This is a genomic window from Metabacillus schmidteae, assembly GCF_903166545.1.
GTDB lineage: Bacteria > Bacillota > Bacilli > Bacillales > Bacillaceae > Metabacillus > Metabacillus schmidteae.
On record NZ_CAESCH010000001.1, the window covers coordinates 2,920,454 to 2,946,285 of the forward strand.

Consider the following 25,832-nt stretch of genomic DNA (forward strand, 5'->3'; position numbering starts at 1 on the left):
GTTTTTCTATGACTATATACATTCTCTACGTTAATAACCTTGGTTTTTCACATAAACGAATAGTGGGAAAATAAGATGTTTATTTTCGCCCTCTCACAATACCGTACGTACCGATTACGTATGCGGCGCTTCAATTTTACTGTGTGAACTTTGTTGTCCATAAATTCTTATCCTGATGAGTTAATTCTTGCCGGCTTAAGAATCCAAGCTCATCATAAATTTAATGCTATTGAAAAAGTACCATAAAAAAAGACCTCTCCATAATTGAAGAGATCTAAAATAAATAGGTGTTTATATATACAAGTTCAGTATCTCAATATTTTATATAATGAACTGAGAATATATAATTGATTAAAACCAAACTATTTGCACATGAACATTTTTGGTATACTTTTAGTTAAAAACTGCCATTTCTTTTACGAAATTTTGCATTTTAGAAAGTCTTGCCTGATAGGCATCAAATAATCCATCTGCTGTTTCTTTAATTGTTCTTTGCGAGTTTGTATAGATGTTTACACTAGTTGCATGGTCTGTTTGCTTAATCCATTCATCCGGTAAAGAGGAAATTCCTGTCAACGAGCCGGAAATACCTGAAGCAACTGCAGTGATGCAATCAATATCTCTACCAAAATTAACACCAGATATCATAGCTTCCTTTAAATTTCCTTTTACCATTCTAAAGATACAGATCCCTTTTGTTACAACTTCATTTGCAGAAGCAAAAGCATATGGGGTTCCTTTTCCACTATAGACATCATCAAAAGCAACACGTAATTCTCTAAAATCTGTACAATTTGCGGTATGTTTTAATTCTCTATCGATTTCTTTAACAACAAGATCTTGATCACAATTATCATATATAGCACCAATGACGCTATCAACAGTTGCATTAGGTTTTGTCGCTGCAGCAATTGATACAGCTGTAACTGATGCCCATTTGAGTCCACGGCTATTTGAAGTCTGATAGAGTTGACCAACTTCTAATACATCCTCAATAGCTCCTTTTACATCTCCGGCATTGATTAAACCTATTGGATGACAGGAACGAGCGAAACTGTTTAATCCTGCGTAATCACAATATTTTCCTAAATCTCTTGCAGGGATTCCACTTTTAGCCATTGCTAGCAGAGTTGCTTCGAATGGCTCTGATACCATCCCAATTGATATTGGTTTTATATCTCTAACCCAGATATTTTTTACATCTTCTGCATTTACTCGGTCTTGTTTTTCAATAATCGCTGTTATCATTAATTTTTGTCTTTCAATACCATCCTCAGTCGTACCTGGCTCTCTTTTCCAACCATTGTTATAGTGTTCATAAGATAATGGACGGTCGACAGTTCCGTATGTTTCTTCTATTTTTTGATATGACCACCCTTCAACAGCAGCTCCCATAGCTGATCCAATATGTGCACCTGCAATACAGCCTAAAAATTTGTCTTTTAATGATACGTTTGAAGTCATATAATATCCACCCTTCTTATTATCTTAATATATTATGTTATTAACCTTTGACACCGCCAAAGGTGATTCCCTGTATAAATTTTTTTTGAACAATAAAATAAAGAAATATGATTGGTAAAGCAACCAATACTGAAGCAGCCATCAATGGTCCCCAAGCAGTATCTTGTGCGGTTCTAAATTGTTGTAAACCTAGTTGCAAGGTATACTTTGTTTCATCATTTAAGTAAATAAGTGGGCCTAAAAAGTCATTCCATGATGCCATAAATTGAAATAATGCAATCGTTAAAACTGCAGGTTGACATAGTGGTAACATGATACGTAAATAGATGCCAAATTCCGAACAACCGTCTATTCTGGCTGCATCTTCTAAATCCCTAGGTAATTGCTTAAAAAACTGCCTCATAAGAAAAATATAGAATGGAACACCGAAGAACGCTGGAATAATCATAGGAAAAAATGTTCCAACAAGACCAATCTTTGACCATACAATAAATAGAGGAACCATTGTTACTGGAAAAGGAATCATCATTACAGCCAAGGTGATAAGAAATAAAGTGTCTCTTCCCCTCCATTTTAATCTTGCAAAGGTATATCCAACTAATGGACAAGATATGATGACACCAATAGTAGAAATCGTAGCTATGATAAGTGAATTCTTAAATTGAGTAAAAAATGCTATCTCTGTTACAGCTTTCACATAGTTCTCCCAATTTATTGGGTTAGGTATCCAAACCGGCGGGTGTACGAAGAGTTGATCTGCTGCTTTTAATGATGTGGATACCATCCAGATAAATGGAAGAGCAAAACCTACTGCTGCTATAAACAAAAGAATGGGAATAGCTATTCTTTTTACCAATGAATTGCTCCTCAATTTTTTCCACCTCAGTCCTTTCCTTGGTAAAATACCCATTTACCAGATGATTTTAATAGGACCACTGTAATAGCCATTACAACAATAAATAAAATCCAAGCCATTGCTGACGCGTAGCCCATCTTCATGTACAAAAATGCATTATTATAGAGATACATACTATAAAATAAAAGAGATTCTGCTGGATTACCTGTTCCATAGGTTAGTGCATAAGGTAATGTGAACTCTTGCAGAGCATGAATAACTCCCATGATCATATTAAAAAATATTACTGGAGTTAATAGCGGAAGTGTAATGTGAAATGTTTTTTGAAACCAATTAGCTCCATCAATATCTGCAGCTTCATAATAATCTTTGGAGATATCTTGAAGTCCAGCTAAATAGATTAAAATAGAATTACCTAATACCCAAAGTGTCATAATCACCAAAGATGGTTTAGACCAGGTTGTATCACCTAACCACCCAGGACCTGTTATACCAATTTTTTCAAGGAACGCATTAACCAAACCAAACTGTGGATTTAACAACCATTGCCACAATATTGTAGTTGCTATTACAGGTAATAAGGACGGGAGAAAGAATACTGTCCGTAGAACTCCCTGACCAAATAACGGGATATTAAGTAACATCGCAAGCGTGACTCCAAACATTATCGCTAACGGAACTTGCATGAATGCATATATGAGTGTATTTTTGAGACCTTTCCAAAACAAATTATCGTTAAAAAGTGTGACGTAATTTTCGAATCCAATCCACTGGGATGGACTAATGACATTATAATTAGTAAGACTATAATACATAGAGCTAAATAGAGGGTATGCAAAAAATGCTAATAAACCAATAATCCATGGAAGGGCAAATAAAATACCTGCACGCTGTATTCTCGCTTCCATACTTACCGCTTTCTTCTTATCTTTCTCTTTAACATCACTATTTGTAACCTCTGTAAGATTAGACAATAACAACCCCTCCCTTCAAATAAATAGTGTAGGAGAAGAAAAGCTAATTCTTCTCCTTTATTGAGTTATTCTAATTATTCTAATTGAGCTTTCTTATTTTCTATTTCTTTATTAATTTTTTCTGTTATTGAATCTAGTATTTCTTTAGGTGTACCTTGCTTATTCATTACTAAATCAGGTGCCTTTGCCAACTCATCCCACATCATATTTCCTGCCAGGACGACCGGTCTATGTTTACCATTTGGTAATACCTCAAGGAAGATATCCTGTCTTGGATCATCTGCATACATCTTTTCATTAACCTCTGGCATTGCTGCAAATTCACCAGTAATCTCTTTAAAACTTTGCCCTTCTTCAGTAGCACACATCCACTTAACAAATTCCCAAGATGCATCTAAATTCTTCACTCCCTTAGGTATTAGTAACACTCTACCTCCCACAAAAGTATTAAAGTCTTCTCCACTAGGTGTAGGAATATATGTGACACCATAATCTAAATCTGGAGCATATTCATCAATTTGACTGAGCATCCAATTTCCAGTTACCATCATGGATAGCTGACCTGTAAAAAATGGATTCGTTGCGTTCGTACCAGCAGAGCTAACAAAACTAGTTACGTCTTTTATTCCAAATCTTTCAGCAAAGTCTGTTTCCCATTTAAGAGCATCTACAATTTTAGGATCGTTTGCTGTAACTTCATTATCACTATTTACAAACTCACCACCAAATGCCCATCCCCATGAATATAACCATCCTTCTCCGAACCAAGGGATAAAACCAAATCTAGTATATTTCCCGTTTTCCTTTTTTGTTAATTTTTCAGCAGCAATCTCTAATTCTTCTATAGTAGTTGGTGGATTCTCTGGATCTAATCCAGCCTCCCTAAAATGTTCCTTATTATAAAAGAGTGCTCTGGCCGTACCATCATATGGAAGTGCTAGCAGTTCTCCTTCATAAGATGCTTCTCCCCATGCCCAGTTATAAAAAGTATCTTCTGTTATACCATCCTTTGCTGCTAACTCTCCAATTGGCTCTAAAGCTTCTTTATATTCAGCAATCCCATATCTACTGGCAAGCATAACGTCTGGTGGATTTCCCCCTGCAACTGCAGTAACTAGTTTTGAACTAACAGAGTCGCCGCCATCAGGAGCTACATAGACGGGTTTAACAACAATATTTGGATGTGTTTCATTAAATTTTTGTACAGATTTTTCAATTGATTCTCCAGATGGTCCAGTTTCCCAGTTGTGCCAAAAGGTAATTTCAACTTTTTCTTTACTATTTGAATTATTTTTATTAGTACTGTCTTTCTCTCCATTAGGTTGACTGTTCGAACACCCAATAACACTAAATAAGAAAATTACCGAAACGATCAACAATAGGAATATACGTCTAGACCTCTTGTTCATTAGTATCCCCCCGGATGTTTGATATTAATTTTTTAAAAGAGAAATTTCTAGATCGGTTAAAGTTTATTTTGTAACTCTCTAGCAATCTCTAATTCTAACTGATGTAACTTACCAACTCTCCTTCTGAAATGCTCCTCTGTACTAAATCCTGCATTAACAAAAGCATGAATTAAATCTTTTGCTAGCCAAGGACCTACAATTTTAGCTCCAATACACATGACATTAACATCATCATGTTCAACACTTTGGTGAGCAGAATGTATATCATGGCATACTGCAGCTCTTATTCCGACAAACTTATTTGCTGCAATGCAGGCACCCACTCCTGTGCCGCAAACCATTATCCCTCTATCTGCTTCACCATTTTTGATTGACTGACAAACGGATCTTGTAATATCGGGAAAATCCACTTCTTCTATAGAATGACATCCATAATCTAGAACAGTAATTCCTTGTGATTTTAAATAATTCATGACTTCAGCCTTTAATGGAAAACCTGCATGGTCGCATCCTAATGCTATAATCATATTACCTCCTCCTTTCATTCTTAATTATTGGTATATGATTTTTTACAATCAAGAAAATCAAATGAAAAGCCTTTCAAAAAAGGGATTTCGCCTCCTTTTTTTCGCTAAATTTTAATACTTAAAAAGAATATATGTAAGCGTAATCATTGTTTATGCAACAATATTTTTTTATTTTTAATGCGAATGTATTTGGGAAAGGAAACATATTTCTGAAATATATGAAAAGGCTACCATGTTTTTCTTTGAGGAGGGTTATTTATGGCTACCATGAAAGATGTAGCAAAACTATCCGGCATTTCAATCTCAACCGTTTCAAGAGTGATTAATAATACTGGTTATGTAAATGAAGAAACAAAAGAAAAAGTAATAGCAGCTATAGAGAAGCTTAATTATTCTCCTAATCAGGCAGCAAGGAGTCTGGTGCGTGGTGACACCCAAACTATCGGACTTATCATACCTGATATCTCTAACCCTTTCTTCCCCGAAATAGCACGTGCTGTCGAAGATACAGTACAAGGGGAAAAATACTCTATCATTGTTTGCAATTCAGATAACGACATTTTAAAAGTAAGTAATCATTTTAAGACCTTAAAGCAAAAATCTGTAGATGGTATTATCATTGCAGGTGAAATAAAGAGTAATCATATACAGGAATTTACTGAACAAAATCTTCCACTCGTTATGATTGATGTAAATACTGATTCTTTACCGGTTAATTCGGTCCGCACTGATAATCATTTTGGTGGAAAAATTGCTACGAAACATTTAATTGAACAAGGTTTCTCAAGGATAGCACATATTCGAGGACCTTTAGATAGCTCTACTGCAGAGGACAGATATAAAGGCTATCTATGTATACTTAAGGAATATGGAATTATATACGATCCTACATTGGTTCAAATTGGTGATTTTCATGAAGAAAGTGGTTATAACGCAATGCTGCGTTTACTTGCTCACTCTAATCCGCCAGATGCTGTTTTCGTCGCAAATGACCTAATGGCCCTGGGTGTATTAGAGGCAATATCAGAAAAAAATGCACAAATAGGTATTGTTGGTTACGATGACATTCCATTTATAAAGTATGTAAATCCAAAACTTACAACTGTTAAGCAACCAATATATGATATAGGCATAAGAGCAGCACAAATTCTCCTTGAGACTATAAATAATCGTTCTGAAAAAATTGACTATGTTAAGGAACTTATGAAGCCTGATTTAAAAATTAGACAAACCAGTTTGAAAATGAGGTGAGGCAATGAATGACGTAAACATAGTAGTTGTTGGAAGCATCAACATGGATCTCGTCATTTTTACTAATAGGTTTCCAAATAAAGGTGAGACAATTATAGGAGAAGAGTTTCATAGAATTCCTGGAGGAAAAGGTGCTAACCAAGCTGTTGCAGCAAAAAGACTTGGGGCAAATGTTGATATTATTGGCTGTATCGGTGATGATATATACGGTAAAGAAGTTATAGGTATTTTGGATAATGAAGATATTGGGACTGAGTGTATAAGTATAATACCAAATAAAAACACCGGTATTGCACTCATCACTGTAAACAAACACGGTGAAAATAAGATTATATTATCTCAGGGTGCTAACAGCAACCTTTCTCCAACACAAATTCGTAACTCCGAACACCTAATTAAAAAAGCTAATGTCTTACTCCTTCAATTAGAAATCCCAATTGAATCTATAGTTGAATCTGTAAAAATAGCAAAGAGGCATAACATACCTGTTATTTTAAACCCAGCACCAGCAATAAAACTTGAACCTGCATTATTGGAACAAATAGATTATTTAATACCAAATGAGACGGAAAGCAAACAATTAGTAGGAAAAGATTTTGGAGATACAGAGGAAATAATTGACACATTAAAAGAAATAGGTGTTTCACATACCATTGTAACATTAGGAGAAAAAGGAGTAGTTTTTAACGACCAAACAGGAAAAATTATTCACATTGATGCACATAAAGTAAAGGCTATAGATACAACTGGTGCAGGTGATGCATTTAATGCAGCATTTGGAGTCTCTATTGCTGAAGGAAAAACCATTACTGAATCCATTCACTTTGCACAAACAGTAGCTGCTTATTCCGTGACGAAGAGTGGTGCTCAGCCTTCATTTCCAAATAGAAGTGAGGTAACTGGTAAAAGGAATAACTAAAATATGGGAGCGGTTCTTGCTGTCAAGATCCTTTAGGTACAAGAACCGTTATCCTGAATTGTAATACACAAAATATACATATCCAAATTAAAACTAGATTTTCTCTAATTCTGCCTTCTAATCTAAAAATGCATTAATAAGATAGTTTTTTCTTAGTGTATTAAAAAACACTAAACAGCTTTCTGATGAAAATAAGCCATGCCTCCTATCGTAAAGATTAAAAACCCACCGATAATAACAAAAACTAATGTATCTACTGAAAACGTAAATCCTGATTCCTGGTCCATCACCATCCCTAAAAACGGCTGTGCCCAAGGATACCATGGTCCGTATGTCGCTGAATTCGCTATGAGAATGTTTGGTAGAGTTAAGATGACATTTAGTGCAACAGGAGCTGCAAAGCTTGACCAAGCGGTAGATACCCATAATTGAAGAGTAATAATTGGTAAACATCCTAACCATCCCATAAATAAACGCAATAACACTTCATGCCATGGAAATGGATCACTATAGCCATGAACCAATCCTACGAGTAACAATCCGATTAATAATAGAATTTGAGTTAATGCAACAAACGTACAAATCATGATAAGCTTTGCACTATACACCTGAAGCCGATTAACAGGTAAAGCTAATAACTGCTTCCATCCCCCTTCTTCATGTTCATATCTGCAAACAGCTGCAGCAAATATACCTGCAAGTAATGGCAGAAAAAGAATCGCCTGAACCATGATCATTGATAAAAACGAATTCATCCACTCATTACCTGGATCATCAAAGAAGGGAAAATAAGCCGCAATCATGGATAGAATCGGACTAATAAATAAAATTTGTAAAACCTTAGACTTTTTGAGCTTTAACCATTCTGTGTACATAAGCTTACTAAGCATTTACTTCACATCCTTTCTTTCAAAATGGATGAGACTAACGATAAAAATAATCCCACCAACTACGACTCCTAGTAATACACTGATTTCCGGAATTTCCCACTTATTTTGAAGCAAAGGCCATTTCCAAATTAGCCATTCAGGACCACCGTAAGTATACATCGACACTACTGAACCAATGATTCCAATGGTTAAAGGTGTACCTTGGTTCAATGATGCAACAGAATACCATAGCTGGATGGCTAAAATCGGCAAGGCTGCAAAATAAGGATAAAAACTATTGATTGCAATCTCCTTTAAAGGCATGCTCTGCTCCCAACTAAAAAAGCTGCCGAAAATCATTGTCCCAATAAACATAAGCAATGAAGAGATAAATAACATATAGCTGATTGTCATAAATTTTGAACCATACACCTTCATTCTGCTGATCGGCATTGCTAGCAATTGTTTCCATGCATTTGTTTTATGTTCAACATTGGCAAAAAGGGATGCAAGCAACGTTGTTCCTAATAGCAAAGCCGGTGCGAGAAAAAGATTAATTTGCCGTAGAAGCTGGAGCCAATAATCATCTGTTTGACGGATAAGCCAGTCATAGCGAACTAAATAATTGACTGTGGTTAAAGCAAATATCCCAATGGGACCTAAGAATACAAGAATCCACATGCCAATTGATATTTTCTTAAAATCAATACGTAATAACCGAAGGATCATAGGCTTTGTGCCTCCTTCGTCATTTCGAGGAAAATACTTTCAAGTGAACGTTTCTCCTCCTCCACGCGAAACACATCCAATTCATTTTGGACTAGAATCCTTACGATTGCGGCAACATCTTTATTTGTACTTTGATTAAATGATAGATAATCACCCTCTACATTCCCTTTTAAGCCTTCTTTTAGGAGTACTTTCCAAGCAGCTTCACGGTTGTTCGTTTGGATCCGAATTTTACTAACAGATTTCTTTCGCAAAACCTCAATGGAATCCTGAAATATAAGAGATCCTTTTGAAATGATCCCAACCTCAGTGGCCATTTGATCGATTTCTGATAATAGATGGCTTGAAACGAGCACAGTCACACCGTATTTTTCTGGTAAACTTTTAATCAATTCCCTCATTTCAATGATTCCTGATGGATCTAATCCATTCGTAGGTTCATCTAAAATAAGGAGTTCAGGATTACCAAGTAATGCAGAGGCAATCCCGAGTCGCTGCTTCATCCCCAATGAAAATCCTTTAACAGGCCGATTGGCATCCTTTTCTAATCGGACAATCCTGAGAACTTCTTCTATTCGTTCTTTAGGAGTTTGCAAAATGATTTGAAGTAATTCCAGGTTCTCTCTTGCTGATAAATTTCCATAATAAGATGGAGATTCAACTAATGAACCGATATTTCGCAAGATCGTTTGCTTCTCCTTTTTTAACTCTTTCCCAAAAATTCGGATGGAACCGGATGTTTCCTTCATCAAACCTAAAAGCAGCTTGATTGCTGTTGTTTTACCTGCACCATTTGGTCCAAGAAAACCGTATATTGCTCCTTTCGGAATAGATAAATTCACTTGATTAACCGCAGCTTTTCCATTAAATGTTTTCGTTAATTGATTAGTTTCCACGACATATTGATTCAATTTGATCACCTCTAACTACACGATAAACAATGAATCTTAAAACGAAGTGGTACTTATGTTTAAATTTTGTTTAAATCCAGGAAGACATAAAAAAAGAATACGATGGTATTCCAATCGTACTCTTTAGTGTTTCGTTAAGCATATTGTTGTTCCATCACTTGAGGTGTCAATGCTCCAGCTAATGTCCATTTCCTTTGTCATAAGTTCAATAATGGAAAGTCCAATTCCTACACCAGCATGCTCAGACTTACTTTTCATCCCAGGTCCTTTATCTATAATATTAATCGTATTTCCTTCACAAAAAACACGAATATAGTTACCTGTCTTCGCATGTCTTACAACGTTTTGAAATAAATTATCTAAAATTCGCTCAAACCAGTTTGGATCCATCTTCCAGAAGACTGTTTTCTCAAACAAATCAATATCGACTGTGAATCCTTCTTTCTCAAAAATCGGATACCAAGCAGAAAGTGACAGACGAATAGCTCGATTTACATCTGTGTTTTGCGGTTTGTACGTATATTTCCCCGAAGTTAATAGGGTATAAGAAAGAAGATTTTCAATTAACGTATGCAGATGATCGATTTTTTTATCAATGATGTCAATTGATTTTTGTCCGTCAGAGGAGATCTCTTCATTTTTCAATGTATAAGTATGAGCTCTAATCGTTGCTAATGGTGTTCGCAGGTCGTGGGAAAGGTTCGCGATAAGCTCTTTACGCAGCTTTTCTTCCTCTTGTTCACGCAAACGGCTTTCCTCTAATCGTTCAATCATTTTATTGAATGATTCTTCAAGCTCTCCTACCTCGTCTTTTTCTCCAACAGATACTTTACTTGGGATACGTTGATCCTTAATTTCCATTGATGTTTGCAGCCGTACAATCCGTTTTCGAATGGACCGAAAGAACAGCCAGGAAAGAAAGATAAATAGTAGTAATAACAATCCGACAACAACTACATATATAATTTCAAAATAATATTCCAGTTGTTGAATCGGGTAATCCATATACTCTCTATCTATTTGCAAAACAATAAATCCGTTGTTTTTTTCTTCTCCAATGAATGAGACAACTGTAAAAGGATCTCCACCATAGCTTTCCTTCATAAATGAGACTGTATAAGTTGATGACCAGTGGTCTGGTATTTGTGCTGTTTTGTCAGATATATACCGTGTAGTGCCACGTTCATCTACCCAAAATACAGTAGCTTCTTTCATGTTGGTGGTAGTTTCTTTTAAACTAGCAATTGTTTTTGCTTCAGTAAGGCCTTTTATGTTCATGGCTTTCTCATGCCACTCTGTTTCTACTTTCTCACTATCATAAACATCCATATCATTGTAATTAATGATAAGTGGCGGGAGGTAAACAAGCATTGATGCGAGTGGGAACGCAATTGGAAGGATCAACATTGCACAAACAATTAATCCCAAATACTTTGTTTGCAGTGTGTTCCGTATCTTCATTGTTTTAGCCTATAGCCAATACCCCGAATTGTTTCGATGATCGTAGGCTTAGCTGGATCTTTTTCAATTTTTTCCCGAAGATAGCGAATGTGTACCATTAACGTCTTGTCACCTTCAAAATAATCTTCTTCCCAAATCGATTCGTAAATTTGTTCTTTTGTCATAATTTGACCGGAATGCTTTAATAAATAATCAAAAATTTGAAGCTGTTTAGATGTTAATATAATTTCTTCTTGTTTATCTTCTTTGAAAAGCTGATAGTGATTTGGCAAATAGCGTAAATGCTGAATTCTTACCTCTGAAGGCATAATTCGATCAAAACGACGTAACAACACCCCAATTCTTGCAGCAAGTTCATCTGGATGAAATGGTTTTGTTATATAGTCATCTGCAAATTCCAGACCTTCGAGTTTATCATCTACTTGTGATCGTGCTGATAACATGATAATTGGAAGTGATGGCGATGCCTTTTTCAAGCGCTTTCCAATTGAAAACCCGTCTAATCCCGGTAGCATCACATCAAGAATGGCAAGATCAGATGTATTGGAGTGTTCCATGGCTGTGTCACCGTTTTTTAACCACTTTACTTGATACCCTCGCTTCGTTAGATCTTGATATACCCATGAGCCTAATTCTTCTTCATCTTCTATGTATAGAATTCTCATAAAATAGGATCCTCTTTCTCTTTAAGTAAATATATGTAAACTATATCATATATTATTTGTTGAAATTGCCAAGTTTGGTATCTTTCTTTTGTTTTCGTTAAAATTAGGGTAAATAAAAAAGGAGTGAGGTTAAAACGCTCCCTCCCCACCTTTACATAATTTATTTGATTGCACCTAATACATCCACTAACATCATTTTAAATCCATCTCGATCAATAGCTTCACAAACTCGAACATTTTTTGGGCGATTCAATCGGTTATTTACATCTACAAGACTGTAGCCTCTTGTAAGCTCTCCGACGGTTTCGACATCAACATGATAAAGGTTTGATTTTGTCATGATTTGTTCATTTGCTGCAACAGCAGCTAATAATGTATCAGGATGTGTTGTTCCATTTAACTTGTGAACACTTTTGTTAAATTTCATGACGACTTTATTGACATCTTTAAAAAATTGAGAACCCTTTGTAGCTAAGGCTTCGATGTCATGATGATCATCATCATCCATAATTGAATATCGGGTACACATTTCCCAGCCAACCATTGTCATCGGAATATCGGAATGAAGAACGATTTTTGCAGCTTCAGGATCAACGAAAAAATTGTATTCAGCACTCGGTGTAATATTTCCTAATGCATTGTTGGTACCGCCCATAATATACAAATGAGGAATTTTTGAAACAATAGTCGGATCTTTTTTGATTGCCATTGCAATATTCGTTAATGGTGCAATAGCCAATATATGTATCTCTCCCGGATACTTGTGTACTGTATCAATCAGAAAATCCACTGCATGCCCTTCTGATGGGGACTGGACTGCTTGTTCAAAAAACGAATCACCCATGCCATCCTTACCATGTACATCTTCAACTGTAAGATGCTTATTTTCACCAAGGCCCATTAATGGACGTTCATATCCTTTGTAAACTGGAACCTGGCCGCTCTTTCCTGCAATTTGAACGGTGTAAAGTGCATTTTGGACTTGTTGTATAAATTCAACATTTCCTCCAGTAACCATTATTCCTTCTACTTGAAAATAATGAAGAGCTGTTAAGATTGAAATTGTGTCATCACCGGCAGTATCTGTATCAATTATAACTCGTTTTTTTTCGTTCATTTAGATATCCTCACTCACTTACTTTTCTTTGCTAGTTCAGTTATATAATCGAAGAATGCATCACGGTTTACATCATAAACGACATGTACCGGACGTCCATCAGCTGTTTCAACCGTTCGCCCTTGACTTGGACCGTCTGTTACAACAATGCTGTTAATCGTTTGTACTTTCACTAGATCAGGATCACCGACAAACGCAGTTGTTAATACATCCCACAAATAGTAGGTAGAGTTCGTTGAAAAGTGTACAAGAGGCGGTACCATTGCATAGCATTGGCCAAGAAAATCAACCCCAATATAGTTGCGTTCTGCTGCCCAACGCTGGCGTACATCTAATGTTAACGGGACTTGGTTTGTACTCTCAAGTGCTACTAGATCGATTTCTATGTTTGTGTCCCACACGCGAGCCGCTGCTTCCGGATCCCAATAAACATTCCATTCAGCTGTTCCATCATGTTCAGGTTCATGAACATTTCCTTCTTCACGGAATGTTCCACCCATCCAAACAAGTCGTTCAATTTTTTCTTCGATTTCAGGAGCAACATCTAATGCACGGGCTAGATCGGTAAGTGGGCCTGTGAATAACAACGTTGTTTTTTCTTCGGTTTCACGAAGTGTTTTGATCAAATGTAGATGTGCAGGGATGTCTGCGACAGGTGTATCAACTTTTCCTGATTCATTAAGGATTGGCAGGGCATCAACATAAAACGCATGCATTCGCCAGTCTTTTGGAAAAGGGTTTTTCGCGCGAGAAGTTGATTCTGCAACATCCAGATCTGAACCATTATGTCCAAATCGATCGATAATTTTACGACTCGCAAACATTGCGGGTTCTAAATAACAATCTGCAGGAATCACTGACACACCAGTTAGTTCAACAGTGTCCATCTGAAGTAATAAAAACAATGAGATTAAATCATCTACGCCGCCATCATGATTAAAGTAAATTTTCTTTTTCATATTGATCTCCATTCTAATTTGTTCATTTAGGACATAAGTAAAATAAAATTCTGTTAAATACGGATTCCACTACCTTCACTTATTAAAATAAAATTGTGAAGCAGCTCGCGTTCACTAATAGATAATCTGATCGCTAAATCCTTCGTTCGCAAAACAAAGTCTTTCACACCTATAAACTCAGACTCAGCAATCAAATAAAATTGTGTACCTTTCTTAAACTCTCTAAAGTTATTTTTTAGTTTGTATATCTTCATGATATCTTACCTGTTACTCCCTTATCTATTCTCATCTGAAATTATCAAGTTCTTTAAGGCTTGTCAACTGTGGCTCTTAAATGAAGAACGTTTCCCCGAATGACTATTCTTTTTTGTTATAGTTGAATTTTCACCTAATATAACAGAAAGAACAACAATTACTGCTATGACGATCGTAAAGAATGTAATAGATTCATCGAGAAAAACTGTTGCAAAGAGAATCATCAAAAAAGGTTGTAGGTATTGTATTTGGCTAACTCTTGCTATACCTCCCATTGCCATCCCGCTATACCAAGCAACATATGCTAAAAATTGACTAACAACAGCAAGGTAAAAAAAGCTAAGCCAAGCTTGAATTGGTGCATAAATCATTTCAGACGTAAAATTTAGTCCAACTGGAATCATGAAAAATGGTGCACCAATCATAATTGCCCACGCTATGACTTGCCAGCTACCTAATTCTTTCGCTAATTTCCCCCCTTCTGCGTAACTTAATCCAAGGATAAGCACTGCAGCCAGTAAAGCTAAATCAGCAACGTGTAATTGTCCGAACCCAAGATTAAGGGCATACACGATTACGGCAAGAGAACCCATTATACTTGAAATCCAAAATTTAACAGATGGAATCTCACCAGCTCTTAACATGGCAAATCCGGCTGTGGCTAATGGTAACAGAGCCAATTCCACTGCTCCATGTGAAACAGGCAAGGATTTCATTGCCCATGTAGTAAGCAGAGGGAACCCTAAAACTGCACCAAACGCAACAATAACTAGACTTTTAAATTGACGAGGAGTAGGAAGTTTTTCTTTCCGTATGCATATCACAACAGCTACTAAAATAGCAGCTGCAACAGTTCTTCCTAATCCGACGAATGTAGTCCCAAAATACTCGACTGCAATACTGGTCGCAGGGAGTGTTAAACTAAAACAAATAACACCTACTAACCCTAAAAATAATCCCATTTTCGCTCTTTTTACATTCTGCATGGATCTTATACCTACCCTTTTTGGACAAATTATATCTGTACCATTTTTCCGGTGGTAATAAATGGCTGTGATATAATTACCATATTAATAGGTATTGAGAGTGAAAATAAACACCACTTTTAACTAACTGTACAGGTACAGACTAGGAGGGATCCTTGCTTGAGCTTAAAATATAATCAGATCATCGATGAAATAAAATTACGACTTACAAATGGTTCGCTTATCGCAGGGAGCAAACTCCCTTCAGTTCGTCAATTGTCTGAACAGTTTTCATGTAGTAAAAATACGGTGATAAAAGCATACGAAGAACTTGGAAAAGAGCATCTCATTTATTCTGTTCCTAAAAGCGGTTACTTCGTTGTGAAAGAGTTTCAACAGAAAACGGATCATTATGACGTGATTGATTTCTTGTCAGCAGGTCCCGATCAAAATGTGATGCCTTATATTGATTTTCAGCATTGTATGAATCAAGCTATCGAACAATATAAAGGAGAGCTTTTTACATACTCTGATCAGCAAGGGCTTTACTCATTACGATTACAGCTGGTGAAATATCTGCAAAATCTCCAGGTATTCACACAACCTGAAAGAATAGTCATTGCTTCAGGTTCACAGCAAGTCCTTCATTTATTGATTTCCATGCCTTTCCCTAATGGAAAAAACAAGATACTACTAGAGCAGCCTACTTATTTTGGTTTTCTTGAATCCATTCATTTACAAAAAGCTAAAGCTTTAGCTATTGAGTTATCCATGGATGGGATTGATCTTGATCGACTGGAAAACATGTTTCGGAATAATGAGATTAAATTTTTTTATGTCATTCCAAGATTTCATAATCCGCTTGGACATAGTTATACAAATAAAGAAAAGAAAAAAATAGTAGAATTAGCGGAAAAATACGATGTATACATTGTAGAGGATGATTTTTTAGGAGATCTTGATCTAAATACAAAATCAGATCCTTTCTTTTCTTTTGATCCAACCGGAAGAGTCATTTATATAAAAAGCTTTTCAAAAATTTTCCTCCCGGGGTTAAGAATGGCTGGAGTGGTTCTTCCTTCATCGATGCTGAACAGTTTTTTACGTTATAAATTCAGTACAGATTTTAATAGCTCAGCACTTTCTCAAGGTGCGCTTGAAATCTATTTGAAAAGTGGTATGTTTGATAGACATCTTAAGAAAATTAAAAAGGTATACCATAGAAAAATGCAAATTCTTCAGGAAGCATGTGAGTTATTGCTACCAGATTATACTTCCTTTACAAAACCAACATCAGGATTTTATCTATCTATCACATTGCCAAAAAATGTGACAGCAAAACAGGTTGTTCTTATGCTAAATGAGCAGCATGTATTTGTTGATGATGCTTCTCGGATGTTTTTACCCGAATATAAAAAAGAAAATCTTCTACGACTATGCATTTCTCAAGTGGATGAAAGTCAAATTAAAGTAGGAGTAGAGCGATTGGCTAAATGTATTGCTTTATTAAATAGTAGAAAAAATCGGATTATATTAAATAACTATTTTCGTTTTTAATCTGATTTTATTATTTTTATAATTTTTTAATCTCTTAGAAGAATTTTGTGATACGATCAATTCAGAACTTGTAAAGCGAGGTAATACTTTGAATATTGGTGATGTCATTTTTCAACTGGTTATGTTTTTGATACTATTCAGCACTTTTGCAGTCGTTTTCTTTCTTGTTCGTTCCCTGCTTTCAAGGAATCAGCAGCCGAAAAAAGAAAATGAAATTGAGAGAAAGCTTGATAGAATCATTGAGTTACTTGAACAGGATAGAAAATAGTATTTTTTATCCTGTTCTATTAATTGTGTTTACTTACTGAGTCAAAGCTTTTTTAGTTAGTTGAATCTGGGTACCGCCTTTCACCTCAAAAATCCTTTCATCCACACTAAGCCAGACGGATTTCGCTGAAGGGTTGTAAACGAACCGGCTGTCTGCAGAGAATTTAAGGTCTTTAAAAGCTTTTATATAATCGACGATTTCTATGTTCGTTGCATACCAGATTTCTTCCCGGGACCCAACATACTTACAAAAACGTTCAATGAGATCCCAGTTTTGGTCATTGTCAAACTCATAACTGTGCCCCCATACATACATCATATACAAATACTGTTTTTTATGGAGTTGAATAAAATCATCAGCTAGTTGCATAAGTTCTTTATTATGATGACAGGTTGGGTTCCACTCCAGCAAATCATCCGGCATCGAAAAGCCTCCGGTGCTATTAACTGTTCTCGAGTATTCTATTCCCAAGTATGGGAGTAATTCTTTTATATATGAATTATAAGAGCCATTTGGATAGGACATTCCTCTAACCGTATATTCTGCGATCTTCTCCAGATTTTTACGATCTTCCACTATTTCATGTATCAGCTGTTCTTTTGGGGATCTTGCAATAGTTGGATGTGTCAGCGTATGAGCTGAGATTTCATGTCCTTTGTAAAGCTCAGCCACTTCATGTTCAGGAATTCTGTCCCCTGTTCCAAACAAACCGGAATTAATATGAAAAGTTCCTTTTATTCCATATCTGTTAAAAATGTCTACAAGCCTTCTATCAGCCGCTTTTCCATCATCATAACTCATTGTCAGTACTTTATGCCTTCCTCCTGGAAAGGTCATGACCACTTTTGGCATTCCGTTCACCCCGTTTAATCATTTAAATTTATCAATCTACCTATATATGAAGTTCTCTATTGCATTAGATAATACCTTCAAAAAAGCATTTAAGTTGGAGGCAATACCCTTTATCCACATGAAACGGCTACAATTATTCCACTAAAACACTCTTTTTTTCTATATGTTTGCCATTACTCATGAAAACATATTGAGCTGCATAAATTATGTTATCTTTTTCTTTTTTGAAAATTTTAGCTAAGATCAAGGAGGCTTATAATCAATGGATGCATTGGCATTATTACCGGTATTAATTATAGGTATTATTTATCTTGCTGTTATTGGATTCACTATTTGGTTTGCTATTACTCTTATAAATGCTCAAAAAGATCGTAATAATATTCTTTTAGAGATATCAAAAAAACTTGATGGTCTCGAAGTAACGCGAAATGAAGAGTGATATGCTCTTTCTTTTTCCAGATTTATGGTTGGCTATTTTATGTTAATTTATGTTAATATATAATTGATCCAACTATACAAATGAGTTGGATTAACTTAGAGTCCTATTAAAGACTTTGTTATATTTATTTATAACAAAACTAAGGGTGGTATATATTAAATTTGGACAAAAAGTAGTATATAACAGTCGAATCCATTTCATCTTCTTTGAACATGGTAACGGTTTATATGAAATCCAAAGCTTGGAAAACGCGATTATTTTAGTTAGTTTAGATGATCTGATTTACAGATTAAAATAAGGGCCAACTTTTATGGGTTGGCTTTTTTCATGTTTTTTTAAATATACCCCTAGCCATCATCAGTTTACACAAAATGTGTTAATAAGTTATCGAAATAAAAAGTCCACAAAATGGCCATCTGTACTATTCTTCATTTCTATCGCTGCATTTAAGTCTTTTCTTATAATTTTTAACTAAGTTTTCTTAACTTGCATGTTGCAAGTTTATTTGTTTTTTACGATACTACGAAACTTTTTAAAGGTTTTTTCGTAAATAATAATGTATAAGGTGGTGACTTTTTCTGTATAAATACGCAAATTTGACAGTAGTCTTCTTACTTGGAGAAACTTATTACGATCATTATTTAATACTCTCCAATTATTGGTTCACTTCTTGGCTTCCTATCTCTCCTTACCGCTACAATTTTTGCATGTAAAAGATTTAAAAAGTAAATCTCCCCTTTTGAAAGGAGTTAATGTTACACTAAAATAACAACATATGGAAAAAATGGAGGATATAGGTGATGGAAGAAACGATATTATCAATTAATGAGTTGAAAAAAAGCTACGGATCTAAGACGGTATTAAATGGTGTGTCTCTTCAAGTGAAACGCGGAGAAATCATTGGCTATATTGGTCCTAACGGAGCTGGGAAAAGTACAACAGTTAAAATTATGCTTGGTATTGAAGGTGATTATTCCGGTGAGGTCAAAATATTCGGCCATGATATTTCAGATGGAAATATTGAATATAAACGAAAAATCGGATATGTTCCGGAAATTGCTGAAGTGTACGATAATTTAACTGGCCATGAATATTTAACCTTTATAGGTGAGTTGTATGGTCTTGATTTTGACATAGCCGAATATAAAGCTAAGCGCTTAATGGAACTATTTGGAATTGGGGAAGTCTATCACTCTCGTATTTCCTCTTACTCAAAAGGTATGAGGCAAAAGCTTTTAATTATCTCCAGTTTAATACATAACCCTGAACTATTGTTTTTTGATGAACCTATCAATGGGCTGGACGCAAACAGTGTGATGATTTTCAAAGAAATTATGACCCAGCTTGCTGCACAAGGAAAAACGATTTTTTACTCGTCCCATATTATGGACGTAGTTGAGAAAATAAGCAGCCGGATTATACTTTTGCATGATGGTAAGATTGCTGCAGATGGTACGTTTGAAGAGTTAAAATCAGAAACGGATGGTTCACTTGAACAGATTTTCAACCAACTTACCGGATTTAATGAACATAAAGAACTTGGTTCACGATTTGTTTCTGTCGTAAGGGAGATGTAATCATGAAAGATTTTCGTACACTTAAACTATTGGACCGGTTCGAGAAAGTTTTCACAAGCTTTGACATTGATTATAAAATCATGAGGAAAATCCTCCAAATAAAGTTAACAATGGACGGACGGCGCGTTCCAACTATTTTCTCGCAAAATGCACCAAAAAAAGAAAAAGACGATAGCAATCAGTATATAAAATCGTTATGGATTTATGTCATATTTGGATTATTTATGGTTCCATTTTTATTTATGGGAGACAATTATCTTTTCCAAATGAGCTTTTTCTACGGAATTTTTACCTTTTTTGTTATGACATCCATGATTTCCGATTTTTCTTCTGTTTTGCTAGACCTACGCGACCGAAATATTTTGTTCCCAAAGCCTGTTAATAAAAGAACAATTAGTACAGCGAAAATGGTTCACGTCATCATTTATCTGTCCTTTTTAACCATTGCAATTGTAGGAATCCCCTTAGTTGTTGGATTAATTAAAAATGGATTGGTGTATTTTCTTGTTTCAATAATCAACGTCATTCTAATTGACATGTTTGTCGTTGGACTAACAGCACTTCTCTATTTGGCTATTTTAGTAGTCTTTGATGGGGAAAAATTAAAAGATATCATTAACTATGTGCAAATTTTTCTATCGCTTGCGATAATGATTGGATATCAATTACTTGCACGTTCCTTTACTATTATTGATTTAGCAATTTCATTTGAGCCTCAGTGGTGGCAAGTATTTATCTTCCCAATGTGGTATGGAGCAAATATGGAAAGTATCATGAATGGTGACTTTCAGCCGCTATATTTATTATTTTCAGCTTTAGGCATCATATTCCCATTCCTATCCATTTGGCTTTATATTACTTTTAATCCTGTTTTTGAGGAAAACCTCCAAAAGCTGATATATCAAGGAAAAGCAAAAGAAAAACGACGCAGTAATATCGGTCAGGCGCTTCTTAAGATCCTGTGTCGGTCACATGAGGAGAGAACGTTTTTTCGATTTGCTAGTTTAATGATGAAAAATGAACGAGATTTTAAATTAAAGGTTTACCCTTCTCTGGGGTTTTCTGTTGTGATCCCGTTTATATTTATTATGAATGATTTTGATACGGGTTTTGATTTAAATCAGTTGTCGACAAGCAAATCATACTTTTCCATTTATTTTAGCTTAATCATTATCCCTACTACCATCATTCTTTTGAAGTTTTCTGGAAAGTTCAAAGGCTCATGGATATACAGGGTTGCTCCGCTAAAACAATTAAAACCTTTGTTAAGTGGTACAATAAAGGCTTTTCTTTTTAAATTGTATTTACCAGTTTACCTGCTTTTGTGTGTCTTATTCATTGCATTATTTGGTGTGAGAATTCTACCGGATCTTTTACTCGTGTTTAGTAGTGCCTGTCTATATGCTGTTATTTGCTTTGCCATTATTGAAAAAACTCTTCCTTTTTCAGAGTCATTTGAGGCTAATCAAACTAGCAATGGTGCACTTATGTTTGGATTAATGCTGCTTGCCGGAGTATTTGCCGGTTTGCATTTTCTCAGCACATTGTTTTCATTTGGAATCTATCTGTATTTAGTCATTTCGATTGTCAGTCTGTGGCTGATGTGGAGAAAGGCTTTTAATATTACGTGGGAGCAGGTAATAAGCTAATTAGGAATGTATAAAACGCTGTTGATACGAACATCAACAGCGTTTTATAGATATCAACCACTAGGATGATGTTGAGGATTCATAGATACTCTATGGGTTCTTTTTTATGTATAAAGAGATAAAGTGGTCCAAGGGACCTGTCCCCCTGGACCTAGTTTGGTTCAAGGTGGATGTGGACGTTTTCGATGTTGTGTGTGTCTTTGAGTCGTTGTTCGATTTTGTCAGTGATGTTGTGTCCTTCTAAGATTGTCAGGGTTGATTTGACGAAGACGATTGCGTCTACAGTTGTTTGATTCCCTGAAACTCGCGCCTTTATGTCTTTTACGAAGGTAACACCTGGTGTATTTTTTATTTCTTCTTCTATTTCTTTTAGTTTTTCGGCATCAAAGCCGTCTGTTAAGTCATGAACGGCTTCTTTAAAAATCCCCCATGCTGTATGACATATAATGAGTCCAACTATGGCAGCTACAATAGAATCTAAAAGAATAAAACCTAAAAATGACCCTACAATCCCTATAACTGCCCCAATACTAACTAATGCATCTGAACGGTTATCTTGGGCAGCAGCAAATAGTGCTTTGCTTTTAAGTTTTTCTGATAGCTTTCGGTTGTATCTGTAAACAAAGTACATAAACACAGCACAAAATAACGCGACAAATGCTGTAAATAGTTCTGGTCTGGTATCTGTAGGGGAAGTGAAATTTTTAAAAGCATCAACAATGACTTGTACCCCTACGATGAACATGATAATCGCAGCAATTAATGATGCAATTGTCTCTGCTCTCGTATGTCCATACTTATGGTTTTCATCGGCAGGCTTTTGTGCAAATCTTAAGCCAATTAAAACTGTTACCGATGCAATCACATCTGTTAAATTGTTTAATCCGTCGGCTTTTAAGGCATCAGAGTTTCCAATATAACCGGAAACTAATTTGACTGCTGACAAAAAGATATAAGCAAAAATACTGATCCATACACCACGTTCTGCTTTCTTTAGGTTGTTATTACCCATTAAATCCTCCTAGTTAGACCCTTTAATATGTACAAATAGAATTTGCTTTATCAGGTGATTTTATTACGGTAATACACCTAACTCATATCAGTTAATTTTGATCTTTCCTTAGTTTTTCAACAATTAAGGAGTGATAGAGATAATTAAATATAGCTACTACAACACTTAAGAGGAAAAGCTGCTTGCGGCTCATTTTCACCATTTTATATACACCTAGTTTTTCTGCTAAGGATGTTAAAGGGTAGGCAAATAAATAATCAGAAATAATATTAGTTAGCAAATACAACCAGAATTTTTTATATGTTAACTTGAAGATCCAAAAGTTTAGAATCGTAAACGGCCCAAAGACAAAAGATATATCTGTTGCTAATTTAGGGATTATAGGGTTTTTCACTTTCCACCATTTCAATTCTCGTGATAATTCACTAATGATCGCAATAACCAGGTCACTAAAAATGATAGTTGGCAGGAATCTAATAAACGAATACTTACCAAGCTTCATAACAGATAACCATGGCAAAAGAAGCAATATATACATTTTCCATTTTTGTTTCTTCATAATGACCCCCAGATTCGGACAGAATTTATTTATATAAAACTAACTCATGTGTTTTTTACTTTGTTTTACTCATTATATCCATTCTGAAAATGCTCTAACTCACTTAATATAAGTTTTTTTATAAGTAAATAAATAAACAGCCACTAATGCTTAATGGTGGCTGTTTTTCGAATAAATCCCTAACTATTATATTTACTCCAGAAACGCTTCATCTTTAGAAACTCTGACCATTTCACTTGGTAAAAATTTTCGAAAATATTTTTCCACTGCTACATGGATGTCTTTTCGATACCATTTTGATAAACCATGCTCTTTAAATAACGTTGGCATACCTAAACGTTCTGAACGTTTCCCCATTGAACCATCCCCTATACTTAACGTATCAATCCAAATATGATCCACCTTACCTTCCAATATTTTTGGAAAGTCAGGGGTAAAGGGTAAAACGGGAGAAATGGATGCTTGAGTTGAAATGCCTGCATCATGTAGTTCTTGTAAAGCTTTTAGGCGTAATGTTATTCCCGGAGCGTACGGGGTAAATATCCGCTTGATATCTTCTCTATCTGTCTCAATTGTCATTGAGACAAGTACTTTACATTTTTCTTGTAATTTAACGATTAATTCTATATCTCTTTTGATGAGTGGACTACGTGTTTGTATTTGCACATAATTAGGAGGATGTTCATTCATTTCTTCTAAAAGCCCTCTTGTGATGGTTGCTTTACGTTCAATTGGCTGGTATGGATCTGTTGCAGATGACATAAAAATATTTACCGGTTTTGTTTTTTTGCGTAGTTTTAGTATTTCATTCCGATAATTTTCTGCTGCATTCGTTTTAATATCTACCCATTCTCCCCATGGAATGTCTTTGAAGCGTTGGATCGGCATCTCCCTAACATAACAGTACAAACAGGAAAAACCGCATCCACTGTATGGATTTAAAGAATGGGTAAATCCAACGTCTAAATATCCTTTTGCTTCTGTTAGTATTTTCTTTGCCTGTGTTTCTTTTACTTGTATGTTCATTTGATCCCTCTTGTATATTTACTAAGATTTGCTTTTTATTTAATTTAGATAACCCTCTCAATCATTCACTATAACATTTCCAATTATATGTATTACTATATCATTGGTAACCTCAGCTAATCCAACCTTGTGCAAACTAGTACAAAGTCTTGCAGAATAGCCTTAGACAAAAAGCCAACTGTAATAGTTGGCTTACCTCTTGATAATTCCCTATTCCTTTTAGTATTAGTTTAAGCTAAATAGCACCTATAATAACGGCTACGATCGCCATCACAATTGATGTTCCGAATGCCCATTTAAAAATAAAGCGTTGGTGGTCACCTAACTCGACTCCGGCTAAACCGATGAGGAGAAAGGTGGACGCTGTTAATGGGCTTAACGGAAAACCTGTTGTCATTTGACCTAAAACTGAAGCCCTTGCCATTTCAATTGGCGCCACTCCATACATTTCTGCTGATTGGCTTAAAACCGGCAGTACTCCAAAGTAATATGCATCAGGAGTAAAGAGAAGGCTGATTGGCATACTAATGACGGAAATTAACAAGGCCATTGATCCCCCAACACCCTCAGGGATAATATTTACCATCGCCAATGCCATTTCTTCAATCATGCCTGTTCCACTTAGAATTCCAGTAAAAATTCCTGCTGAAAAAATAATTGAAATAACCGTAACCATCCCAATTGCCTGACTTTTAATTTGTTCTTGTTGATCCTGTGGTTTAGGATAATTTAGTAGTAAGGAAATCGCAAAAGCGACCATAAATACAATCGGAAGAGGCAACCAAACTTTCACAAGTGCCACAATGGCTAAAATGGTGATAACGAGATTAATCCAAAATAATTTAGGTCTTCTCATGTTTTTTTCTTCATCTGAAAGCTCTTGATCATAGTTATATTCCATATCCTTAATTCCTAAGCGTTTTCGCTCTCTTTTTCCAAGAATATAGGAAACAAAAATTACCCAGATAATCCCTGCAATCATGGCTGGAATAAGTGGTGTAAAAATCGCCCCAGGATCAATTTCTAATGCACTACCTGCTCTAGCAGTAGGTCCACCCCAGGGCATGATATTCATAACCCCAGCTCCTAAAGCAACGACACCGGCCAACACTAATCGACTCATTCCTAATTTGTCATATAATGGTAGAAGTGCAGGTATTGTGATTAAAAAAGTAGAGGCACCTGAGCCATCGAGATGAGTAACCATAGCGATAACTGCTGTTCCAACCGCAATTTTTAAGGGATCACCCTTAACCATTCTTAAGACTCTTGAAATGATAGGGTCAAATAATCCTGCATTATTCATAACACCGAAAAAAAGAATAGCAAAACCTAACATAATTCCTGTTGGAGCAACACTTAGAATACCATCAAACATAAGTGTTCCTAGTTCAGGGCCAAATCCTCCTATTAAAGCAAATACAACTGGAACAACAATTAACGCGACAATGACTGAGACTTTTTTCGTTAAAATCAAAATCAAAAACACTGCAATCGTTAAAAACCCCAAAGTTGCAATCATATTTTCTCCCCCTGTAATTTTAAGCGTTTACATTTCTCTT

Annotated in this window: 26 protein-coding genes; 7 read left to right on the forward strand and 19 right to left on the reverse strand. The window is 35.5% G+C overall.

The features are described from left to right. Positions 1-393 precede the first annotated feature (393 nt). The 5 genes from HWV59_RS14105 to rpiB form a co-directional block, all read right to left on the reverse strand. Positions 394-1,464: an ADP-ribosylglycohydrolase family protein gene (locus HWV59_RS14105; protein ID WP_102231339.1), complete on the reverse strand. Its 1,071-nt coding sequence runs from the start codon at positions 1,462-1,464 to the stop codon at positions 394-396. 40 nt (positions 1,465-1,504) lie between these two features. Then, the gene (locus HWV59_RS14110; RefSeq protein WP_235991734.1) at positions 1,505-2,320 is read right to left on the reverse strand and encodes a carbohydrate ABC transporter permease; all 816 of its coding nucleotides are present in this window, start codon (positions 2,318-2,320) and stop codon (positions 1,505-1,507) included. A gap of 26 nt (positions 2,321-2,346) precedes the next feature. Beyond that, positions 2,347-3,294, reverse strand: coding sequence for a carbohydrate ABC transporter permease (locus HWV59_RS14115; protein ID WP_235991735.1), 948 nt, complete (start codon positions 3,292-3,294; stop codon positions 2,347-2,349). A 74-nt stretch (positions 3,295-3,368) separates the two neighbouring features. Next, positions 3,369-4,703: an ABC transporter substrate-binding protein gene (locus HWV59_RS14120; protein WP_175639221.1), complete on the reverse strand. Its 1,335-nt coding sequence runs from the start codon at positions 4,701-4,703 to the stop codon at positions 3,369-3,371. Between the two features lie 56 nt (positions 4,704-4,759). Then, the gene (rpiB, locus tag HWV59_RS14125) at positions 4,760-5,230 is read right to left on the reverse strand and encodes a ribose 5-phosphate isomerase B (RefSeq protein WP_175639222.1); all 471 of its coding nucleotides are present in this window, start codon (positions 5,228-5,230) and stop codon (positions 4,760-4,762) included. Positions 5,231-5,488: 258 nt separating this feature from the next. Between rpiB and HWV59_RS14130 the strand changes: the two genes are divergently transcribed. Together HWV59_RS14130 and rbsK are read left to right on the forward strand one after the other, a co-directional pair. Beyond that, positions 5,489-6,481 (forward strand): LacI family DNA-binding transcriptional regulator, encoded by a 993-nt coding sequence (locus tag HWV59_RS14130; RefSeq protein WP_102231335.1) that lies wholly within the window; start codon positions 5,489-5,491, stop codon positions 6,479-6,481. Between the two features lie 4 nt (positions 6,482-6,485). Further along, on the forward strand, positions 6,486-7,400 hold the full coding sequence (gene rbsK, locus HWV59_RS14135) for a ribokinase (protein ID WP_102231334.1): 915 nt from the start codon (positions 6,486-6,488) through the stop codon (positions 7,398-7,400). A 170-nt stretch (positions 7,401-7,570) separates the two neighbouring features. Here rbsK and HWV59_RS14140 read toward each other — a convergent pair whose 3' ends face one another. The 9 genes from HWV59_RS14140 to HWV59_RS14180 all read right to left on the reverse strand — a co-directional run bounded on the left by HWV59_RS14140 (position 7,571) and on the right by HWV59_RS14180 (position 15,352). Continuing rightward, complete coding sequence (locus HWV59_RS14140; protein ID WP_102231333.1) at positions 7,571-8,290, reverse strand: ABC transporter permease; 720 nt, start codon at positions 8,288-8,290, stop codon at positions 7,571-7,573. Beyond that, the gene (locus HWV59_RS14145; RefSeq protein WP_102231332.1) at positions 8,291-8,998 is read right to left on the reverse strand and encodes an ABC transporter permease; all 708 of its coding nucleotides are present in this window, start codon (positions 8,996-8,998) and stop codon (positions 8,291-8,293) included. After that, a complete protein-coding gene (locus HWV59_RS14150; protein WP_175639223.1) occupies positions 8,995-9,909 on the reverse strand; it encodes an ABC transporter ATP-binding protein in 915 nt (304 codons plus the stop codon). Before HWV59_RS14150 ends, HWV59_RS14145 begins: the two co-directional genes overlap by 4 nt. Before the next feature lie 123 nt (positions 9,910-10,032). After that, positions 10,033-11,370: a HAMP domain-containing sensor histidine kinase gene (locus HWV59_RS14155; RefSeq protein WP_102231330.1), complete on the reverse strand. Its 1,338-nt coding sequence runs from the start codon at positions 11,368-11,370 to the stop codon at positions 10,033-10,035. Next, positions 11,367-12,035, reverse strand: a complete 669-nt coding sequence (locus HWV59_RS14160) for a response regulator transcription factor (protein WP_102231329.1) — start codon at positions 12,033-12,035, stop codon at positions 11,367-11,369. Before HWV59_RS14160 ends, HWV59_RS14155 begins: the two co-directional genes overlap by 4 nt. A gap of 160 nt (positions 12,036-12,195) precedes the next feature. After that, complete coding sequence (locus HWV59_RS14165; protein ID WP_102231328.1) at positions 12,196-13,152, reverse strand: nucleoside hydrolase; 957 nt, start codon at positions 13,150-13,152, stop codon at positions 12,196-12,198. Between the two features lie 14 nt (positions 13,153-13,166). Beyond that, on the reverse strand, positions 13,167-14,111 hold the full coding sequence (locus HWV59_RS14170) for a nucleoside hydrolase (protein ID WP_102231327.1): 945 nt from the start codon (positions 14,109-14,111) through the stop codon (positions 13,167-13,169). 53 nt (positions 14,112-14,164) lie between these two features. Then, positions 14,165-14,365, reverse strand: a complete 201-nt coding sequence (locus HWV59_RS14175; RefSeq protein WP_102231326.1) for a hypothetical protein — start codon at positions 14,363-14,365, stop codon at positions 14,165-14,167. Between the two features lie 63 nt (positions 14,366-14,428). Further along, entirely contained in the window at positions 14,429-15,352 is a 924-nt protein-coding gene (locus HWV59_RS14180) for a DMT family transporter (protein ID WP_102231325.1), read from the reverse strand. A gap of 159 nt (positions 15,353-15,511) precedes the next feature. Between HWV59_RS14180 and HWV59_RS14185 the strand changes: the two genes are divergently transcribed. Together HWV59_RS14185 and HWV59_RS14190 are read left to right on the forward strand one after the other, a co-directional pair. Then, positions 15,512-16,888, forward strand: coding sequence for an aminotransferase-like domain-containing protein (locus HWV59_RS14185; protein ID WP_175639224.1), 1,377 nt, complete (start codon positions 15,512-15,514; stop codon positions 16,886-16,888). Between the two features lie 88 nt (positions 16,889-16,976). After that, positions 16,977-17,156, forward strand: a complete 180-nt coding sequence (locus tag HWV59_RS14190) for a DUF4083 family protein (protein ID WP_102231323.1) — start codon at positions 16,977-16,979, stop codon at positions 17,154-17,156. Between the two features lie 33 nt (positions 17,157-17,189). Here HWV59_RS14190 and HWV59_RS14195 read toward each other — a convergent pair whose 3' ends face one another. Then, the gene (locus HWV59_RS14195) at positions 17,190-18,008 is read right to left on the reverse strand and encodes a polysaccharide deacetylase family protein (RefSeq protein WP_102231322.1); all 819 of its coding nucleotides are present in this window, start codon (positions 18,006-18,008) and stop codon (positions 17,190-17,192) included. 262 nt (positions 18,009-18,270) lie between these two features. On the opposite strand from HWV59_RS14195, the gene HWV59_RS14200 reads away from it, so the two are divergent. The 3 genes from HWV59_RS14200 to HWV59_RS14210 all read left to right on the forward strand — a co-directional run bounded on the left by HWV59_RS14200 (position 18,271) and on the right by HWV59_RS14210 (position 21,673). Further along, positions 18,271-18,447: a hypothetical protein gene (locus HWV59_RS14200; RefSeq protein ID WP_175639225.1), complete on the forward strand. Its 177-nt coding sequence runs from the start codon at positions 18,271-18,273 to the stop codon at positions 18,445-18,447. An 800-nt stretch (positions 18,448-19,247) separates the two neighbouring features. Next, complete coding sequence (locus HWV59_RS14205; protein ID WP_175639226.1) at positions 19,248-20,024, forward strand: ABC transporter ATP-binding protein; 777 nt, start codon at positions 19,248-19,250, stop codon at positions 20,022-20,024. 2 nt (positions 20,025-20,026) lie between these two features. Further along, positions 20,027-21,673, forward strand: a complete 1,647-nt coding sequence (locus HWV59_RS14210) for a hypothetical protein (RefSeq protein WP_175639227.1) — start codon at positions 20,027-20,029, stop codon at positions 21,671-21,673. A gap of 151 nt (positions 21,674-21,824) precedes the next feature. On the opposite strand, the gene HWV59_RS14215 is transcribed toward HWV59_RS14210, so the two are convergent. The 4 genes from HWV59_RS14215 to HWV59_RS14230 form a co-directional block, all read right to left on the reverse strand. Further along, a complete protein-coding gene (locus HWV59_RS14215) occupies positions 21,825-22,685 on the reverse strand; it encodes a cation diffusion facilitator family transporter (protein ID WP_102231319.1) in 861 nt (286 codons plus the stop codon). Between the two features lie 91 nt (positions 22,686-22,776). Beyond that, positions 22,777-23,244, reverse strand: a complete 468-nt coding sequence (locus tag HWV59_RS14220) for a hypothetical protein (RefSeq protein ID WP_235991736.1) — start codon at positions 23,242-23,244, stop codon at positions 22,777-22,779. 192 nt (positions 23,245-23,436) lie between these two features. Beyond that, positions 23,437-24,270, reverse strand: coding sequence for an SPL family radical SAM protein (locus HWV59_RS14225; protein ID WP_175639228.1), 834 nt, complete (start codon positions 24,268-24,270; stop codon positions 23,437-23,439). 235 nt (positions 24,271-24,505) lie between these two features. Next, positions 24,506-25,792, reverse strand: a complete 1,287-nt coding sequence (locus HWV59_RS14230; RefSeq protein WP_175639229.1) for a CitMHS family transporter — start codon at positions 25,790-25,792, stop codon at positions 24,506-24,508. Positions 25,793-25,832 lie beyond the last annotated feature (40 nt).

Coding starts and splice junctions, on each gene's coding strand:
- HWV59_RS14105 (WP_102231339.1), bottom strand. CDS start 1,464: ATGACTTCAAACGTATCATTAAAAGACAAATTTTTAGGCTGTATTGCA.
- HWV59_RS14120 (WP_175639221.1), bottom strand. CDS start 4,703: ATGAACAAGAGGTCTAGACGTATATTCCTATTGTTGATCGTTTCGGTA.
- rpiB (WP_175639222.1), bottom strand. CDS start 5,230: ATGATTATAGCATTAGGATGCGACCATGCAGGTTTTCCATTAAAGGCT.
- HWV59_RS14130 (WP_102231335.1), top strand. CDS start 5,489: ATGGCTACCATGAAAGATGTAGCAAAACTATCCGGCATTTCAATCTCA.
- rbsK (WP_102231334.1), top strand. CDS start 6,486: ATGAATGACGTAAACATAGTAGTTGTTGGAAGCATCAACATGGATCTC.
- HWV59_RS14140 (WP_102231333.1), bottom strand. CDS start 8,290: ATGCTTAGTAAGCTTATGTACACAGAATGGTTAAAGCTCAAAAAGTCT.
- HWV59_RS14145 (WP_102231332.1), bottom strand. CDS start 8,998: ATGATCCTTCGGTTATTACGTATTGATTTTAAGAAAATATCAATTGGC.
- HWV59_RS14155 (WP_102231330.1), bottom strand. CDS start 11,370: ATGAAGATACGGAACACACTGCAAACAAAGTATTTGGGATTAATTGTT.
- HWV59_RS14160 (WP_102231329.1), bottom strand. CDS start 12,035: ATGAGAATTCTATACATAGAAGATGAAGAAGAATTAGGCTCATGGGTA.
- HWV59_RS14165 (WP_102231328.1), bottom strand. CDS start 13,152: ATGAACGAAAAAAAACGAGTTATAATTGATACAGATACTGCCGGTGAT.
- HWV59_RS14170 (WP_102231327.1), bottom strand. CDS start 14,111: ATGAAAAAGAAAATTTACTTTAATCATGATGGCGGCGTAGATGATTTA.
- HWV59_RS14175 (WP_102231326.1), bottom strand. CDS start 14,365: ATGAAGATATACAAACTAAAAAATAACTTTAGAGAGTTTAAGAAAGGT.
- HWV59_RS14180 (WP_102231325.1), bottom strand. CDS start 15,352: ATGCAGAATGTAAAAAGAGCGAAAATGGGATTATTTTTAGGGTTAGTA.
- HWV59_RS14195 (WP_102231322.1), bottom strand. CDS start 18,008: ATGCCAAAAGTGGTCATGACCTTTCCAGGAGGAAGGCATAAAGTACTG.
- HWV59_RS14200 (WP_175639225.1), top strand. CDS start 18,271: ATGGATGCATTGGCATTATTACCGGTATTAATTATAGGTATTATTTAT.
- HWV59_RS14205 (WP_175639226.1), top strand. CDS start 19,248: ATGGAAGAAACGATATTATCAATTAATGAGTTGAAAAAAAGCTACGGA.
- HWV59_RS14210 (WP_175639227.1), top strand. CDS start 20,027: ATGAAAGATTTTCGTACACTTAAACTATTGGACCGGTTCGAGAAAGTT.
- HWV59_RS14215 (WP_102231319.1), bottom strand. CDS start 22,685: ATGGGTAATAACAACCTAAAGAAAGCAGAACGTGGTGTATGGATCAGT.
- HWV59_RS14220 (WP_235991736.1), bottom strand. CDS start 23,244: ATGAAGAAACAAAAATGGAAAATGTATATATTGCTTCTTTTGCCATGG.
- HWV59_RS14225 (WP_175639228.1), bottom strand. CDS start 24,270: ATGAACATACAAGTAAAAGAAACACAGGCAAAGAAAATACTAACAGAA.
- HWV59_RS14230 (WP_175639229.1), bottom strand. CDS start 25,792: ATGATTGCAACTTTGGGGTTTTTAACGATTGCAGTGTTTTTGATTTTG.